This window comes from Kocuria coralli, from assembly GCF_008831305.1.
In the GTDB taxonomy this organism is placed as follows: domain Bacteria; phylum Actinomycetota; class Actinomycetes; order Actinomycetales; family Micrococcaceae; genus Kocuria; species Kocuria coralli.
Genome location: NZ_ML708610.1, coordinates 195,169 through 210,974 on the forward strand (window position 1 = coordinate 195,169; position 15,806 = coordinate 210,974).

15 protein-coding genes and 1 pseudogene are annotated in these 15,806 nt (G+C 68.3%); 5 read left to right on the forward strand and 11 right to left on the reverse strand.

The genetic code is table 11. From position 1 onward, the window contains the following. Position 1: 1 nt before the first annotated feature. From FCK90_RS00870 to mgtE, 6 genes are all read right to left on the reverse strand, one after another. Positions 2 to 1,438 (reverse strand): complex I subunit 5 family protein, encoded by a 1,437-nt coding sequence (locus FCK90_RS00870; protein ID WP_158032417.1) that lies wholly within the window; start codon positions 1,436 to 1,438, stop codon positions 2 to 4. Beyond that, positions 1,435 to 1,770, reverse strand: a complete 336-nt coding sequence (locus FCK90_RS00875) for an NADH-quinone oxidoreductase subunit K (RefSeq protein ID WP_158032418.1) — start codon at positions 1,768 to 1,770, stop codon at positions 1,435 to 1,437. The genes FCK90_RS00870 and FCK90_RS00875 overlap by 4 nt, the downstream gene beginning before the upstream one ends. After that, positions 1,767 to 2,741: a hydrogenase subunit MbhD domain-containing protein gene (locus FCK90_RS00880; RefSeq protein WP_158032419.1), complete on the reverse strand. Its 975-nt coding sequence runs from the start codon at positions 2,739 to 2,741 to the stop codon at positions 1,767 to 1,769. The genes FCK90_RS00875 and FCK90_RS00880 overlap by 4 nt, the downstream gene beginning before the upstream one ends. Further along, on the reverse strand, positions 2,738 to 3,016 hold the full coding sequence (locus tag FCK90_RS00885) for a cation:proton antiporter (RefSeq protein WP_246179865.1): 279 nt from the start codon (positions 3,014 to 3,016) through the stop codon (positions 2,738 to 2,740). Before FCK90_RS00885 ends, FCK90_RS00880 begins: the two co-directional genes overlap by 4 nt. Next, on the reverse strand, positions 3,013 to 3,288 hold the full coding sequence (locus FCK90_RS00890) for a hypothetical protein (protein WP_158032420.1): 276 nt from the start codon (positions 3,286 to 3,288) through the stop codon (positions 3,013 to 3,015). The genes FCK90_RS00885 and FCK90_RS00890 overlap by 4 nt, the downstream gene beginning before the upstream one ends. 345 nt (positions 3,289 to 3,633) lie before the next feature. Next, complete coding sequence (gene mgtE, locus FCK90_RS00895; protein WP_158032421.1) at positions 3,634 to 4,974, reverse strand: magnesium transporter; 1,341 nt, start codon at positions 4,972 to 4,974, stop codon at positions 3,634 to 3,636. Between the two features lie 267 nt (positions 4,975 to 5,241). Here mgtE and FCK90_RS15840 point away from each other — a divergent pair. From FCK90_RS15840 to FCK90_RS00910, 4 genes and pseudogenes are all read left to right on the forward strand, one after another. Continuing rightward, positions 5,242 to 5,343, forward strand: a pseudogene (locus tag FCK90_RS15840) (TetR family transcriptional regulator); the annotation flags it as partial. 6 nt (positions 5,344 to 5,349) lie between these two features. Beyond that, on the forward strand, positions 5,350 to 5,829 hold the full coding sequence (locus tag FCK90_RS00900; protein WP_246179899.1) for a TetR-like C-terminal domain-containing protein: 480 nt from the start codon (positions 5,350 to 5,352) through the stop codon (positions 5,827 to 5,829). Next, positions 5,829 to 6,710 carry an alpha/beta fold hydrolase gene (locus FCK90_RS00905; protein WP_158032422.1) on the forward strand — a complete coding sequence of 294 codons (882 nt, stop codon included), beginning with the start codon at positions 5,829 to 5,831 and terminating at the stop codon, positions 6,708 to 6,710. The genes FCK90_RS00900 and FCK90_RS00905 overlap by 1 nt, the downstream gene beginning before the upstream one ends. Positions 6,711 to 6,930: 220 nt before the next feature. Further along, the gene (locus FCK90_RS00910; RefSeq protein ID WP_181954146.1) at positions 6,931 to 7,899 is read left to right on the forward strand and encodes an AraC-like ligand-binding domain-containing protein; all 969 of its coding nucleotides are present in this window, start codon (positions 6,931 to 6,933) and stop codon (positions 7,897 to 7,899) included. Positions 7,900 to 7,937: 38 nt separating this feature from the next. Here the strand turns inward: FCK90_RS00910 and FCK90_RS00915 are convergent, their stop codons facing one another. Further along, positions 7,938 to 9,491 (reverse strand): APC family permease, encoded by a 1,554-nt coding sequence (locus FCK90_RS00915; RefSeq protein WP_158032423.1) that lies wholly within the window; start codon positions 9,489 to 9,491, stop codon positions 7,938 to 7,940. 275 nt (positions 9,492 to 9,766) lie between these two features. Here FCK90_RS00915 and FCK90_RS00920 point away from each other — a divergent pair, with 275 nt between their 5' ends. Continuing rightward, positions 9,767 to 10,966 (forward strand): acyltransferase family protein, encoded by a 1,200-nt coding sequence (locus FCK90_RS00920; protein ID WP_181954147.1) that lies wholly within the window; start codon positions 9,767 to 9,769, stop codon positions 10,964 to 10,966. Between the two features lie 284 nt (positions 10,967 to 11,250). On the opposite strand, the gene FCK90_RS00925 is transcribed toward FCK90_RS00920, so the two are convergent. The 4 genes from FCK90_RS00925 to FCK90_RS00940 all read right to left on the reverse strand — a co-directional run bounded on the left by FCK90_RS00925 (position 11,251) and on the right by FCK90_RS00940 (position 15,507). Then, positions 11,251 to 13,035 (reverse strand): DUF2334 domain-containing protein, encoded by a 1,785-nt coding sequence (locus tag FCK90_RS00925; protein WP_158032425.1) that lies wholly within the window; start codon positions 13,033 to 13,035, stop codon positions 11,251 to 11,253. 157 nt (positions 13,036 to 13,192) lie between these two features. Then, on the reverse strand, positions 13,193 to 13,867 hold the full coding sequence (locus tag FCK90_RS00930; RefSeq protein ID WP_181954148.1) for a YfiR family protein: 675 nt from the start codon (positions 13,865 to 13,867) through the stop codon (positions 13,193 to 13,195). Beyond that, the gene (locus tag FCK90_RS00935) at positions 13,867 to 15,219 is read right to left on the reverse strand and encodes a glycosyltransferase (protein WP_220433250.1); all 1,353 of its coding nucleotides are present in this window, start codon (positions 15,217 to 15,219) and stop codon (positions 13,867 to 13,869) included. The genes FCK90_RS00930 and FCK90_RS00935 overlap by 1 nt, the downstream gene beginning before the upstream one ends. Positions 15,220 to 15,228: 9 nt before the next feature. Beyond that, positions 15,229 to 15,507, reverse strand: coding sequence for a hypothetical protein (locus FCK90_RS00940; RefSeq protein WP_158032426.1), 279 nt, complete (start codon positions 15,505 to 15,507; stop codon positions 15,229 to 15,231). Positions 15,508 to 15,806 lie beyond the last annotated feature (299 nt).

A 15,806-nucleotide genomic window follows, 5' to 3' on the forward strand; every position in this document is an offset into this window, starting at 1 on the left:
GCTACCCCCATCCGATCGAGGTCAGTGCGGTCAGGTCCGTGGTGAACAGCCCGGCGCCCACGGCCATGGCGCCCAGGGCCAGCGGGACCCAGCGCTGGGCCGCGGGCCGGGGGCCGATCTCCGCCTGGCCCACCTCTTCATGGGTGTCGGAGTCGCGGATCAGCGCGGCCAGGGGCCGCAGCAGGTAGCCGGCGGCCAGGAGCGTTCCGGTCAGGAGGACCAGGACGATCCACCACGCGCCGGTCTGGAGAGCGACCTCCAGGTACTGCCATTTGGCGGTGAACCCCAGGGACATCGGCAGCCCGATCAGGCTCACGGCCGAGAGGATCATGCCCGCCGTCAGGACGCCTTCGGACCGGGCGGCTCCCACGAGCCCGTCCACGTGGTCGGTTCCCGTGCCCAGCATGAGAGCTCCCGCGGCGGTGAACATCGCCGCCTTGGCCAGCCCGTGGGCCAGTGCCATGGCGACGACGGCGGAGACCATCGCCGGCTGGTGACCCGGCAGGTTCAGGAGGGGGAAGGCGAGGAACAGGTAGCCCACCTGGGAGATCGTGGAGTAGGCCACGATGCGCTTGAGCCGGCGCTGCGCCAGGGCCAGCACCCCGCCCCAGATCACGGCGACGGCTCCCAGCACCCCCAGGACGAGGGCGACGGCGTCGTTGCGGGGGAAGACATCCAGCCATAACCGGAGGATCAGGTAGAACGATCCCTTGACCACCAGGGCCGACATCAGCGGGCTCACCGCCGGTGGCGAGCCCGCGTGGGCAGGGGGCAGCCAGGCGTGCATGGGTACCAGTGCGGTCTTCAACCCCATGCCGGTGGCCGCCAGGACCAGCGGCAGCCACCCGTCTTCCGCGGTGAGGCGCTGTCCCGCCAGGTCCATGTCGAGGGTCGAGGTGGCCGCGTAGACCAGCCCGATCGCGGTCAGCAGCAGCATGGAGCCGACGACGGCCACGATGAGGTAGCGCAACGCGGCCCTGGGGGCGCCCCGGCCTCCCAGGGCGACCATTCCCACGGCGGACAGTCCCAGGACCTCCAGGGCCACATAGGCGTTGAACAGGTCGGCGGCCAGGAAGATCCCCATCAGGCCGGACCAGGTGAGCATGGCCAGGGGCCAGAACCCCGTGCGTCGGCCGGTGGTGGCCTCAGCGCTCGCGGCGAAGACGAGGGTGGCGAACCCGACTGCACCGGTCAGCCCGACGAAGGCCGCCGCCAGGCCATCGGCCCTGAGAGCGATGCCGAGGGGCGGCGCCCAGCCGGCCATGTGGTGCTCCAGGACGCCGTGGGAGGTGACCGCGACCACGACGGCGGCGTTCACCGCCGCCGATGCGAGCCCCCCGAGAAACCCGGAGATGGGCTGGGCCCGGCGGGGCAGGGCCAGGCAGGCCAGCGCTGTGATCACCGGCAGGAGGACCGCGGCGGGCAACAGGGCGCTCATGCGTTGGCCTCCTCGTCGTGACCGTGGGCTCGTCCGTCCGCAGACCGGGACGGGCGTTCGTCGTCGTCGACGGCGCGGACCAGGATCAGCCCCACACCGGTGAACGCGACCGTGATCACGATGCCGGTCAGGGCCAGCGCCTGGGGAACGGGGTCGACGGGTTCGGTGCGTGCGGCCAGGCCCACGAGGATCAGCAGGGTCCCGCCGCCGGTGAGGTTCAGTGCGATCAGCCGGGCGATCAGGTCCTCGACGGTCAGGAGCCGGACCAGGGCAAGCCCGGTGAGGAGAGCACCGGTCCACAGGGTCAAGGAAGCCACGGAGAGCTCGATCATCGCCGTCTCCCCGCACTCGCCAGGAACACGGCGGCCAAGCTGGCGCCGATGGTCACGGCCAGGATGCATTCCAGGGCGATCGTGACGGTCCCGGCGTGCTCGCCGCGCAGCAGCAGCCACGCGTCACCGAGCACCAATCCGCCGAGACCCACGGCGATGAACGCGAGCACTCCCAGCAACAGCAGGCAGATCATGGCGGGGCCGATCCGCAGCCGCCCCACGCCGGAGGTCTGCACCAGGATCATCACCGCCGCCAGCGCAGCACCCGCCTGGAAGGCGCCCCCGGGCTGGGTCGAGCCGGCGAACAGCAGCCACGCCGCGAACAAGAGGACCACGGGTGCCACGAGGGACACGAACCCGCGGACGATCGGCGGGGCGGCGGGCCCGCGCTGCTCGGAGGCGGGGGCGCCACCGCGCGTGGAGGACCCCGCGTCACTCCGCGGGGCGAAGGCGACGGCGACGGTCGCCGCGGAGAGGAGCACCACCATCTCCATGAGGGTGTCGTAGGAGCGGAGGTTGAGCAGCACCCCGGTGATGGGATGCTCCACGCCCGTGGCGGGCACAGCGGCGGTGGCCTGCCCGGTCAGGCCGACAGGCTCGCCGGAGCCACCGGGCGGCGCTGCCGCGGCCCGGGTCAGGAAGTAGCCCAGCCCGGCGCCGATGCCCGCTCCTCCGGCCAGGCCCGCGATGGTCCTCGCGATGCTCCCGCGGCGGTCGTGAGCCGGGCGGGGCATGACGGTGGCCGTGTACCCGAACAGCGCCCCGGTCACCCCGGTGCCGATGACCGCTTCGGCGAGGGCGACGTCGGGTGCACCGATCACGCCCCAGTAGATGCTCAGGAACACGCCGAAGACCAGGAACAGCACCACGCCCGTCAGTCGGTGACGGGAATACAAGGTCGCTGCCGCGGTGACGATCAGGGCGAGGGCAAGGCTCAGCTGGAGCGGGCCGACCGTGGTCTCCGGGCTCATGGGCGCTCCTCTCCCGCCAGCAGATAGGCGCTCGTGGCGGCGGCCGCCAGGGCGAGCAGCCACACGAGGACGACCTTCGCGGCGGTGCCCGCCGAATCGGCCTGCACCAGCACGGCGAGGCTCACGAACCCCAGGCCCAGCGAGTCCGCCTTGGCCAGGGCGTGCAGCCTGGAACGGAGATCCGGGAAGCGCAGCAGCCCGAGGGTGCCGGCCGTGAAGAACCCCGCTCCCGCCAGCCCGGCCAGAACGGTCACGATGTCCGCGAGCAGCGTCATGCCGGGCCTCCGTCCCGGCGTCGTTCGGCGGCCACCCGGACCACGACGATGGCCGCGGCCAGTGAGACCAGGGCCAGGGCGACGTCGCGCAGGGCCGGCAGGTCCGTGAGGACGGAGGCGATGAGCAGCACGGCAGCCCCCGTCGTACCGGCGAAGAGGACGCCCGTGATGCGGTCACGGCCCGTGGGGCCGATGAGCACCCGGACCAGGCAGATGAGCACGTTGACGATCAGGACGACGGCCACGGCGGTCAGCACCACGTCGGCGATCATCGGACCACCTTCCCGGAATCGGGTGCGGGTGCCGGAACCGAGGGGAACGGGCGGGGTGGGCTGCGTCGGCGGGCGGGGACAGGTCCTGGGCGGGGCGTGTCGCAGAAGATGGGGTCTCGTTTCAAGGTTCGGGCCGGAATGCGGGATGAGCCGTGGTGGCTCGGCAGGGCGACTCGAGTGAGGCCGGTTCCCAGTTTACTAGGCAGCTGGCTTATCAAATGTGCCGGCCCGTCAGCTGACAGCTGACGGGCCGGTGACTTCCCTCACTGATCCGCGGAGGCGGCCGCCCCTGGGTGCGGGAGCCCGGACCTTGCGGCGATGCCCGGGCCCAGGGGTTCCGGGGCTCTACAGCCCCAGGACCGATATGGCCACCATGAAATAGACCAGCAGACCCGTGGCATCGCAGAAGGTGGAGATGAACGGCGTGGAGAACACAGCGGGATCCACCGAGCAGGCGCGGGCCACCAGGGGGATCACCCCTCCCACCGTGGCGGCGATGGGGCAGTTCAGCAACAGCGTCAGGGCGATCACCGTGCCGATGTCCATGCCGTAGATCAGGGAGGTGATGGCGAAGGCCAGGATCGCGAGGATGGCGCCGAGCAGGATCCCGGCCCGTAGCTCCTTGAACGCGACCCTCCACAGATCCCGGGTGCCGACGTCGCCCACGGCCACCGCCCTGGTCACGGTGGTCGCCGCCTGCGCACCGGTGTTACCGCCGATGCCGATCAGCAGCGGGATGAACAGGGCCAGGGCCACGCGCTGGGCCAGCGTCTCCTCGAACAGCTCGAGCACCTGCACGGTCAGCGCCGCCGAGACGGCGAGCACCAGCAGCCATATGATGCGGGCACGGGCGATGGTGCGGATGGAGGTCAGGAGATAGGGCCGCCGCAGCGGCTCGCTGGCACCGGCGCGCGCCTGGTCCTCCGCGGTGGCGGAGCGGTCGATGCGGGCGGCGTCGGCGATGGGCAGGATCCCCACCAGTCGGCGTTCGCTGTCGACGACCGGCAGGATCAGCTCCCCGGTGTCGAGCTGACGGTGGGCGACGCGTTCGGCGTCGTCGTCGGTGTAGGCGGATCCCGGGTGCTCGTCCATGAGCGTCTCGATGAGGGCGTCCGGGGCGGCCTGGAGCAGGTCCGTGAGCTCCACGACGCCTACGAGCTTCCGATCGGAGGCGATCACGGGGATGCGGCAGCACAGTTCCGTACCGATGCCCTGGCCGCGGATCTTCTCGAGGATGCCGCCCGCGCTCTCTCCGGGCGTGCAGCGCACGGCCTCGGCCGCTATGCGGCGGCCCACGGACCCGGGGGAATAGCCGAGGAGGGCGGTGACCGCCTCCATTTCCCGGTCGTCGAAGGCGGCGACCAGGCGCTTGGCCACCTTCGCCGGCACCTCGTCCAGCAGCCAGGCCTTGTCCTCGGGGTCGAGCGATCCGAAGACGCCGGCGATCTCTCCGTGACCGAATTCCGCCACCAGGTCCGCTTGGGCGCCGGAGCCGAGATGGTCGAAGACGTCCGTGGATTCGTCCTTGCCCAGCAGGCGGAAGACGACGGCGGCTTCGGGCGTGGGCAGCGACTCGACGAGCCCGACCACCTGAGGCGTCGGCATGGGCCGCACCAGCTCCGCGAGTTCCGGGAGCCGTCGCTCCTGCACGAGGTCGAGGATCTGGTGCAGGGCGCCGGTCGGCATGGGCGTACTCCGGAAGCTGTGGTCGAGGCGAGGGGAACGGCCTATGCAGGAGAGGCCCGCCGCCAGGCGTCGCACCAGTCTAGATGTTGCTGGCCATGACGTTGTTGACAGTGCTCCTTCTCGTGCGAGCGACGGTCGATAAGAGGCGTGACGCCTGTTAGGATACGACCCGTGCCGTATCCTAAAGATGTTCCCCTGTCCCGCCCGCCAGGCAGACCACGAGATCCAGACCGCGAGGCTGAGATCCTCGGAGTCGTTCTCGATGTCATGAGGGACCTGGGCGTTGAGGGAGTGACGTTCGAGGAGGTTGCGCGACGCGCTCAGGCATCCAAGCGGACGTTGTATCGGAGGTGGGCCACGAAGCAGGAGATGGTCGTGGCAGCTATCAAGGCGGGTCCCGCTGCGCAGGACAGTCCCGAGCCCGTTGACACGGGTTCGCTGCGCGGGGATCTGCTCGCCCTCCTCGAGCGGCTGGAATCCACGATGGACGCCGGCGAACCCGTCAGCCTGACGATCATGCAGGCGGGATTGCGGGATCCGGAGCTGTGCGACTTCATCGAAACATCTGTCGGGCCGACCGGAGCGCGTCTGACGGAGACGGTGCGGCAGGCGGCCATCGCTCGCGGGGAGCTCCCCGAGTCAGCGGATCCATTCGCGTACGAAGAGATCGCGGCGGCCACCCTGATCATTCGCAAGCTCAACGGCTTGTCGACGGACGCCACCTACCGTGCGGCACTCGTCGATGCGGTCCTCCTTCCCGCCCTCCGCAGCGGCATATCTGCCGGACAGGACGGCATCTTCTCTGGGAAACCAGCGCCCTCTACCCATCGACCCCATGAGAGCAGGCGCACCTGATGACCGATTTCACCATCCCCGAGTTCACCTACGATCGCATCCAGGGGGCGAACGGGGTAGCGCTCAACGTTGCGCACGCTGGCGTCGGGCCTGCGGTGGTGTTGCTCCACGGCTTCCCGGAGACGCATCTGATGTGGAACGCCGTCGCGCGGGACCTCTCGCGCGACTACACCGTGATCGCACCGGACCTTCGCGGATACGGCGACAGCGACAAGCCTGATGCCGACAGCATCGACGTGTACTCGAAGCGAACGATGGCCGCCGATGTCGTCGCGGTCGCCTCCCGGCTGGGTCACGGCCGATTCGCTGTCATCGGCCATGGCCGGGGTGCGCTCGTCGCCGTCCGCGCAGGACTCGACCATCCCGACCGGGTCTCCCACGTGGGGATCCTGGATGTGCTGCCCACGCTGGACACCTGGGATGTGCTGCGGGGCGTTGACGCGAAAGTCGCCTGGCACCTCTACCTCATGGCGCAGCCCAAGGGGCTCCCGGAGAAGATGATCGCTGCGGTGGCAGAGGAGTTCTTCGCGTCATTCCTCGACGCTTGGGATCCCGCGGGGACGACCTTCTCGCCCGAGTTGCGTGATCACTACATCATGGCTTCTGTCGCTGCCGTCCCCGCGATCGTTGCCGACTACAGAGCCACCGCCAGCGTCGACCTCGACATGGACCGCACCGACCGAGACGCGGGCCGGGCGCTCACGATGCCCGTCGCCGCGATCTCTCAGGACTGGGGCAGCCAGCTCGGATTCGACCCGACGCAAATCTGGGGCGCATGGGCCCCGGACTTCACATACGAACCGATCGACGCCGGACACTTCATGGCTGAGGAACGCCCCGACGCTATCGCGCAGTTCGCCCGGAAGCTGCTGGCGCGGTAGGCCAAGACGCGGTCGGAGGCGAAGTGACTCATCGCAACAGCCCGCTCACACCCGAAGGGCGCACCTGGGCGCCCACCCCGGGGAGCGTTCCGAGCCGGTCCGCAGCACGCTCAGTTCCCTGGCTGAACGTGCTGGGCAGTTGCACCTGAGCGCAGCGTTGCCGGACCCTGGCGTGCGGTGGATCACACGGTGATACTTTCATCGCAAGGTGGTGTCAACGATGAGTGAAGACGATACGAAAGCGGGGCAGCTCCCTTCCCTGACCGGGCTGACCATGCCCGAGTGGCGGGAGGAGATCACCAGGTCGATCGGCAGGCTGCATCTGACCGCACCGGACGAGGAGTCGTTCCGCGCGGACATGCGCGCGGCGAGCCTGGAGGACGTCCACTTCTTCGACATGCGCACGGACGCTCACACGGTGGTGCGGGACGAGGAGCTGGCCGCGCAGACCGACGGGGCCTACTGCAAGCTGAGCCTGCAGCTGTCGGGGGCGGCCTCCCTGGCTCAGGACGGCCGGATCTGCCACCTGGAGCCCGGGGACCTCGCCCTGTACGTGACCCAGCGTCCCTACGAGCTGTCCTACCCCAGCGATCAGCACAGCCTGGTGGTCTTCTTCCCGCAGAGCTACGTGCACATGACCACGGATCAGATCCGGATGGTCACGGCCACCAGGGTGAGCCGGGATGAGGGCCTGGGGCGGGTGGCGGTGCCGCTGTTCGAGCAGCTGGCCCAGAACATCGATCTGCTGCGCGGCCCGCACGCCATGAGCCTGGTGCGCTCCGCCCTGGACATGCTGGTCACGGTGCTCTCGGCGGAGTCACGAGCGTCCGGACGGGATCTCTCGGAGAACATCCTCCTGCACCAGGCCATCGCGTTCATCAACGAGAACGTGCACGATCCCGACCTCTCGCCCGGCAAGGTGGCCGGCGCCCTGTACGTCTCGGTCCGGCAGCTGCACAGCCGGTTCGCCCAGAGCCATCTGACGGTCGCCTCCTATATCCGGACCCGGCGCCTGGAGGCCATCCGCCAGGATCTGGGCGATCCGCTGCTCGCCCATGAATCCGTGCACACCATCAGCTCCCGGTACGGCCTGTTCGACTCCTCCTACGTCTCCAAGGCGCTCAAGGCCGAGTTCGGGGAGTCGCCGTCGGCCTACCGGAGCCGGGTCCTGGGGGAGATCCGGGGGTAGCCCGCCGGAGCCGGCACGCGGTCAGCGGGCCGGCTCCGTCATGGTGATTCGATCTGGTCCTGCTCCCTGAGGGCGTCGTACCGTGCCGGATCGCGGCGGCGGATCACTTCGCCCCAGATCAGCCCGACGACTCCGGAGCCGATGATGATGCCCGGCATGACCACCACCAGGGGAGAGGGGCCGTCGGCCTCGATCATGATGTCGAAGTTGCCCAGGATCAGCCCGGCGACGACCAGCAGGCCGACGGCCGAGATCCCCGGGGCGATCGCGCGGGTCCACAGGCCGTGGCCGTGCGGGTCCCTCGCGAACCAGGCGATCACGGCGATCGAGGTGATGGCCAGCAGGAAGACCAGTCCGAAGGCCGCCGCGTTGGTCAGCCAGGTGAACAGGGTCATGACGGGGTACAGGGGGCCCAGCTCCGAACCCGTCCCGGCCACGGCGAAGACGGCGACGACGACGAGCGCCAGCAGCGACTGGGTCAGCGAACCCGCACGAGGCGCCCCGGTCGGCGCGGCCTTCCCCAGATAGCCCGGCAGGACCCTCGATCGGCCCAGGGCGAAGAAGTACCGTGCGGCGGCGTTGTGGAAGGCGATCAGCGCTGCGAGCAGGCTCGTGATGAACAGGAGGCTCGCCAGGTCGGCCAGCGGCACGGAGTGATCGGCGAGCCAGACGAAGACCAGGTCGGGACCGTGCTCACGGGATTGGGCGACGATGCTGCCGGGCCCCACCCCCATGGCCAGGGCCCACGCCGAAGCCGCGTAGAAGACCGCGATGACGGCCACGGCGATATAGGTCGCGCGGGCCACGGTGCGCCGGGGGTCCTTGGTCTCCTCGGAATAGATGGCGCCGGACTCGAAACCCATGAACGCGGCGATGCCGAAGGCCAGGAGCACGCCGATGCCGGTGGTGAAGAACTGATCCGGCTGCAAGGTCTGGGTCGAGAGGCCTTCGGGCGCCGTGCGCACCGAGATGATGCTGACGACGATCACCACCAGGAATTCCAGTGCGACCAGGACGCCGAGCACCTTGGCGGAGAGGTCGACGCTGTTGACCCCCAGGACGCCCACGATGATCCACCCGGCGGCCGCCGCCAGCCACCAGGGCACCTCCAGCCCGGTCCACTGGGTCAGGGCGTTGGACAGCGCGAAGCCGAACAGCCCGTAGAGCCCGATCTGCATCATGTTGTAGGAGATCAGGGCGAGGATCGCCGCCGCGATGCCCTGCCGGCTGCCCAGGCCCTCGCTGATATAGGCGTAGAACGCGCCGGCGTTCTGGACATGGCTGCTCATGGCCCCGTAACCCGCTGCGAAGAGGATCAGGATCACGCCCAGCACGAGGTAGCTGACCGGCACGCCCAGGAGGCCGGAGACCGCGAAGTTCGTGGGCACGCCCCCTGCGAGGACTGTCAGCGGAGCCGATGCGGCGATGATCATGAACACCAGCGCCGTGGTGGACAGGTGGCGTCTGGCCAGGGTGCCGCCGCCCTGCGCTGCGCCGTCGCCGGCCGGGGACGGTCGCGAGGCGGGCGCCGGGGGCGACGGCGGGCGATCAGCTGCGGGGCGCCTGCCGGCCCCCGGTGCGTTCTGAGCCATGAGAACCTCTCAACGGCCTGTCCTGCGACGGCCTGTCTGTCCTGGATCGGTGGTATCAACCGGTGATGACAACCAATGTGCTCCAGGCCACATTCGTCGCGCTTGTGTTTGCGTGCGGCCGGGTTGGTCCTGGACGCCCGTAGCACTTGCCACATAAACGCGCTGACTGTGGTGACTCCGATTCATGCAGACTAATGTCCTTAACGGTCGGCGGAAGCCGTGCGCCAGGGGAGAGGGGCACGGTGCACCGTCGCGTACACCGAGGGGGGCTCAGCATGAGCCAAGGACAGGGCGCGCCTGCGCGCCATCAAGGGGAGACCGTGGCGGAGGGGAGCACTCCCAAGGGCGGCGGCGGACGGGACCGGTTCCTGGACATGCTCAGGGCGATCGCCCTGGTCCGTGTGGTGACCTATCACACCTTCGGCGGAGCGTTCTTCAGCATGGTCTTCCCCGCCATAGGCATCATGTTCGCGCTCGCGGGATCGCTCATGGCGGCATCCCTCAAACGACCCGCGGGATCGGTCCTGCGCAGCCGGACCCGCAGGCTCCTCCTGCCCTTCTGGGCCTACAGCATCACGGTGCTGGTGCTGTTCGCACTTCACGGCTGGGTTCCGGGGGATCAGGGGACCGGGCCGTGGTACCGGCTGCTGTTCTGGTTCGTGCCCCTGGGCGACCCGCCCTTCCCCGATGAACTCGGCGGCGGGATCGGGGTGCAGGACCCCACCTGGCCGATCCAGGCCGGCGAGATCCTCTGGTACATCCGGGCCTATTTCTGGTTCATGCTTCTCTCGCCGTTGCTGCTGAAGATCTTCCGGGCCCAGCCCCTGCTGACCTTCCTGGCACCGCTGGCGATGCTCGTGATCCTGGAATGGGGCGTCGTGCCCATGCCCGACGGCCTCACGGCCGAGCTCTACGACCTCGGCGTCTACGGGTCCTGCTGGATCCTGGGCTTCGCCCATCACGACGGCTACCTGCGCAGGCTCTCCCTGAAGGTCGTCATCCCGGTGAGCCTCGCGGTCATGGCCCTGGGGTTCTGGTGGGCCTTCAATCACCAGACGGAAGACGGGATGGACCTCAACGCGATTCCCATCGGCCAGGCCCTCTGGTCCCTGGGCTTCTGCGCCGTGCTCATGCGCATCTCCCCGCGCTGGCAGCAGTTCCCGCGCCCCCTGCGCTTCCTGGACGGCTTCGTGACGCTGCTCAACAACCGTGCCGTGACCGTCTACCTGTGGCACAACCTGCTGATCGCCCTCACCGTGCCCATCATGGAACCGGTCTACGAGTCCGAGGCCGCCTGGGAGCTGATGCCCCGCTTCCTGGAGACCTCCTGGCCGCCGTTCATCCTCACCTGGCTGATGCTCGCCGTCGTGCTCTGCGCGGTCGGCTGGGTCGAGGACATCGCCGCGAAACGGCGTCCACGGCTGTGGCCGACCGGGCGGAGGGAGCGCCAGAAGGCACTGAGCGCCTCTCTGTGATGCTTCGCCCCTCCGCCCGTCGCGGAGGAGGGGCGAAGTCCTTCCCGATGGGTGGGCCCGTGCTCCACGGCTCCCAGGTGAGGCATCCGTGCACGAGCCCCCGGCGGGGCGCTTACGCATAGGCGGACCGGGTTTCAAAAGCACAAGAGGTGGAGCGCAGGAGAAGGGGGCGTCCCGATCGGGACGCCCCCTTCTTATGCCTTTTCCGGTGTCTCGTGCCTCGACGGTTCGGCTCGTGCGTCGTCTGCCGGCGGTCTTCCCGCCGGGAGACGACGCACGAGGCGTTACTTGAGCTCCGTCACGGGTACGAACTCGTACCCGAGGTCCTCGATCCCCGTGACCACCTGGTCCAGGTAGCCGATGTCCAGGAACGGGTGGAAGTAGAAGCTCGCCGTCGACTCGCGGACCACCAGATTGGTCCTGGCACGGTCGATGAGCGTCTCCGGTGAACGGGCTGCGTGGTTGTTCTGCTCCTTGAGCGTGATGTTCTCCAGGTTCTCCGGGTAGACCTTCTGACCGTAGAAGTCATGCACCGAATAGGGGAAGACCTGCCCGAAGAAGTTCTCCGTGGAGATCTCCTCGCCGCTGAGGGCACCCGCGAAGTACTCCCCCTGCTCGTAGCGGGCGTCGTACAGCTCCGTCATGGCCTTATAGGCGTTGACCGAGGCGGTGTAGTGCGGCGTCTCGAAGATCTCCGGCTCGCCCAGCCCGGCCTCGATCATGACCTGCCGGCCCTCGTCCATCCGCTGCTTGTGGTCGTCCACGCTATCCGCCGGCACGGGCCCCTTCTTGGTGACCCAGGAGTCGTCCTTGCACTCCTCGAACTCGTACGGAGGAGCCTCGTTGGACGTGCATCCGTACTCGTAGAACTCGTAGTCGTCCCCGGAGCGTCCGCTGTAGGGATTGTTGGTGGCCCCGTACTGGTGGCTGGTGCCGTGCTGGATCAGCGTCCCGCCGCGGTCCTGCATGTACTTCAGGGCATCGACGACCTGAGGTGCGTCCAGCAGCGTCAATCCGTACCAGTCGTTCCCGGCCTTGGTGCGGTCGATCTGCACCGGCATCACGGCCACCTGGAAGGGGATGTCACGGGAGTGCAGGTAGTCGGCCACGGCGCGCAGCTGTTCGGGGTTGGCCTCTGGCCCGACGTCCTCGAAGCGCACGGCAGCCTGCTTGACGGGAGCGACGTCCGGGCCCAGCGGATCGTAGAGCAGATCGGCGAAGACCAGGTAGAGGTTGTTCTCCGTGATGTAGTTCAGCGGGATCTCCGCCAGGTAGGTCAGGTTCCCGGAGCGCACCGCCCACGGGACCGACTCGCCGATGTAGTCCGGGTCGTCCGTGACGCACTGGCGCAGGTCCGAGGGTTCCCCGCACAGTCCGTGCACCAGCACCTCGGCCTTCTGCGGGTCCACGACCCGGGGTGCGTTGAGCAGGTCCACGCCCTCGGCGTGGCGGCCGACCTGCTGGTCCTTGTAGTCGACGAACGTCACCTCGGAGCTGTCCAGGGTGAGCGGCTCCAGGCCGTTCCATCCGTACTGCGCGATGAAGTCCTCTCCGTCCGGGGAGTTGAACGTCGCGAGCTCGTCGATGTTCTGCTCCATCCACATGACCGGGGTCTGGCCCTCCCGGACATCCTGGAGGAATGGCTGGGGGACCTGCTTCTTGTCATCCGTGCCCAGGTAGATGACGGCGTCGAAGCTGTCCATCTGGTTCTCCTGGTACAGCGCCAGGTCCACGGCCTCCACTTCGCCGAAGTGGGTGGCGAGATTGCCGACGGCCACCGCGTACAGCTCGGCGTCCTCCGGATACTCCCCGTCCGCGTCGTAGAGCACGAGGGTCTTGCTGCCGCCCGGTTCTCCCCACGTGGAGGAGAACTGGGGGGTGCTGCCGTCCGACTCGCTGATCTGATCGATGGGCACGGCGTACTTCTCCGCGACCTTGGATCCCTGGTGCTCGACGATCGAGTCATCGGTCAGGCCGAAGATCAGCCCGGCGGAGATGAGGGGGATGGCCACGAGTGCCACGGCCCAGGCGGCTCGGCCCATCTTGGACAGGCGGTACTGGTCGTTCATGATCGGTCCTTCACTCCCGCGGCGACAGCGGGGTTTTCAGTGGTGGTGCGAAGCGATGGCACGGTGGCATCGACCGTGCAGCGGGGGCCGGACCATGGGTGCGGTGTGCCCCGGTGGTCTGCGGGCGCCGGGCCGGCTGAGGAACCGGCGGAGCCCGTCAGTCGGCGGAAGTGCCGAGGACGGTCAGGTCGGTGAACCTGACCCTGGCATCCTCGGTGTAGAGGCCGATCGACCCGCCGCGGTAGGGGCGTTCGTCGTCGGTCACGGTGGCGAGTTCCCGTCCGTCGACGCTCACCGTCATCTCCGGCCAGTTCTGCTCGACCTTGACGCGATACTCCTGCCCGATCGGGAAGACCTGATCGTGGCCGGAGGCGATGAAACGCTGCTTACCGGGATAGGCGGGATCCTGCTTGGAGATCTCCCAGCCGTTGGGCTTGAGGGCCACGGCGTAGAAGTGGTCGTTGTCGCTGTAGTTCCACAGCACCCAGCCGACCTCCCAGACATTGGGTTCCCCGTCGCGGACCTGCTTCTCCGTCAGCATGCTGACCTCGAAGTCGGCGTCCTGATAGGACTCCGCGGTCCGGACCAGACCTCCGTGGGTGATGTCCATGGACTCGGCCGAGCGCGGTTGCAGGACCACCTCGTCGTCGTTGCCCGAGGCCTCGCCGTAACCGGTGAACTCCACCACCCACCGTCCGTGTTCCTCCCCGTCCCCCCAGGCCTGGGTGGCCTGACCGGGACGGAACACGTCCGTCAGCAGGTGCACGGCGAGGGCGATCGCAGCCAGCAGGACCGCTCCGAGGGCCACTCGAGTGCGAACGTGCCCAGCCATCAGCGACTCGCCTCGGCAGAAGCCGCGGCTGCCTCGACCTCAGCCTCGTGCTCCTGGTCGTCGGTGGTGCGGTCCGTCTTGGTCCAGGAGGTACGCCCGGTCAGGGAACGGACCGTGGCCCGCCAGCCGGCGGCGTACCACAGCAGGGAGTACACCACGTAGCCGTGCATCAGGGCGACCGCACGCCACAGGCGCTGGCCCTCCTGGCGCTCGGCCTTCCAGTACACCAGGCCGAAGAGCAGGGCCGGCCCGAAAGCGATCAGGTAGGCCGAGATCCACCACGGTGAGAAGGTGATCTCGCCCTGGACCGCCGAGAGGACGATGGCCAGGATCCACAGCAGGAAGGCCAGGCTGAGGAAGGAGGTCACGAGCAGCAGGAAGGGGCTGGTCAGGTGGTACAGCAGGTCCACCCTCCTGGTCCCGTTCAGGTTGCGCAGCACCCAGGGCACCAGCGTCCAGGACTGCAGATGCCCCTGGAACCAGCGGGCCCGCTGCTTGACCCAGCGGCGCAGGTCGACGAGGCCCTGCTGGTGGACGGAGGTGCGGTGGCAGAACTCGGTCTCCCACCCGTCCAGCAGCAGCCGGACGCCCAGGTCCAGGTCCTCCGAGAGACTGCGCGACCAAGGATGCGGTCCCAGGTCGTAGAGCGCCGAGAGGCGGACGAACTGGCCGTTGCCTCCCAGGCAGACACTGCCCAGATGCCGGCGGCCCCGCTGGAACACCTCCGTGTAGAGCACGAATTCGACGTCCTGCATCCGGGCGAGCAGGTTGGTGGCGCGGTTGTTGATCCTGACGCCGATCTGGGCGGCTCCCAGATTCGGGTCGGCGAAGCGCGGCAGCACCTCGTCCAGGACGTGGGACTCGAGGCGGCCATCGGCGTCGACGACGCACACCACGACGTTCTCGGCCCTGGAGCCCGGGGCGACCGCACCGGATTCGATGTGGCGGATCGCCGCGTTCAGCGCCTCGCCCTTGCCCTGCCGGGCTTCCGGCAGCACCCTGCGGAGCAGGTGGATCCGGGGATCCGGGAAGTCCGAGACGATCTGCGCGGTGTCGTCGTCCGACCCGTCGTCGACCACCAGCACGTGCAGGCGCGGGTGATCGAGGGAGACGAGTCGTTCGAGGCTTGCGCGGATCACCCGTTCCTCGTTGAGGCACGGGATCACGAAGACGATGTCCGATACGGCCTGTTCCGGTGCGACCGAGCGGATGATCTTCTGCGCCTGCCGTTCGTACCTCGGTGTGGTGCGGGACAGGACCAGCATGGTGAGTGCGTAGAGGACGCCGACGCCGACCAGCGTGACCGCGAGAATGAGGACGAGGTCGATCCTCTGATTGAAGAGAATGATCACGGCAGCCCCCTATGCGCTGAGCCGGGGCGCATCGTTGGCCGACTCGCGGGCGGAACGCCGGTCCGCGAGGTCATCCTTGCGGTGCCGGACCCGGGTAGAGCGGAACCGGACGGAGCGGACTCGGCCGGCGGTGGTGGAAAACACCACGGCGCCGAGCATGAACAATGCATAGGACAGAAACAGCATCATCGCGATCATCAGCAGCCAGCGGCCGCCTTGCTGCAGATTTGCCTGGATGATTTCCAACGTTGAAGCAAGCCCTGCGGGCATGCCGATATCGGTAGACACGACGGTCTCCTCGGATCGAATGTGACCCGTCCCCCCGACGGGTCGATCGGTCCTGTTCCCCCTGGATGGACCGACTACCTCCATGATGCACAGGGATTGCCGCCGCATTCCAGGCCGGTTTCATGGACTGTCAGCCAAATGGTTGTATTTACATAGGGCCATTTAGGGACAAAACATGTTTACGCGCCGTCTTCTCGTGGAGAACATCGAATTTTTGCTGACTCAGTCCATCAAAATGGGGACACTTCTCATCTCGTAGTCGAAAGGGAGCCTTGTGCTACCGCGCCCGACCGGCAAGG

Excerpts from the sequence above, each read along its gene's own strand:
- FCK90_RS00905 (WP_158032422.1), top strand. The coding sequence starts at position 5,829 with ATGACCGATTTCACCATCCCCGAGTTCACCTACGATCGCATCCAGGGG.
- mgtE (WP_158032421.1), bottom strand. The coding sequence starts at position 4,974 with ATGCCGACCGGCGCCCTGCACCAGATCCTCGACCTCGTGCAGGAGCGA.
- FCK90_RS00870 (WP_158032417.1), bottom strand. The coding sequence starts at position 1,438 with ATGAGCGCCCTGTTGCCCGCCGCGGTCCTCCTGCCGGTGATCACAGCG.
- FCK90_RS00910 (WP_181954146.1), top strand. The coding sequence starts at position 6,931 with ATGAGTGAAGACGATACGAAAGCGGGGCAGCTCCCTTCCCTGACCGGG.
- FCK90_RS00930 (WP_181954148.1), bottom strand. The coding sequence starts at position 13,867 with ATGGCTGGGCACGTTCGCACTCGAGTGGCCCTCGGAGCGGTCCTGCTG.
- FCK90_RS00920 (WP_181954147.1), top strand. The coding sequence starts at position 9,767 with ATGAGCCAAGGACAGGGCGCGCCTGCGCGCCATCAAGGGGAGACCGTG.
- FCK90_RS00915 (WP_158032423.1), bottom strand. The coding sequence starts at position 9,491 with ATGGCTCAGAACGCACCGGGGGCCGGCAGGCGCCCCGCAGCTGATCGC.
- FCK90_RS00890 (WP_158032420.1), bottom strand. The coding sequence starts at position 3,288 with ATGATCGCCGACGTGGTGCTGACCGCCGTGGCCGTCGTCCTGATCGTC.
- FCK90_RS00925 (WP_158032425.1), bottom strand. The coding sequence starts at position 13,035 with ATGAACGACCAGTACCGCCTGTCCAAGATGGGCCGAGCCGCCTGGGCC.
- FCK90_RS00875 (WP_158032418.1), bottom strand. The coding sequence starts at position 1,770 with ATGATCGAGCTCTCCGTGGCTTCCTTGACCCTGTGGACCGGTGCTCTC.
- FCK90_RS00885 (WP_246179865.1), bottom strand. The coding sequence starts at position 3,016 with ATGACGCTGCTCGCGGACATCGTGACCGTTCTGGCCGGGCTGGCGGGA.
- FCK90_RS00880 (WP_158032419.1), bottom strand. The coding sequence starts at position 2,741 with ATGAGCCCGGAGACCACGGTCGGCCCGCTCCAGCTGAGCCTTGCCCTC.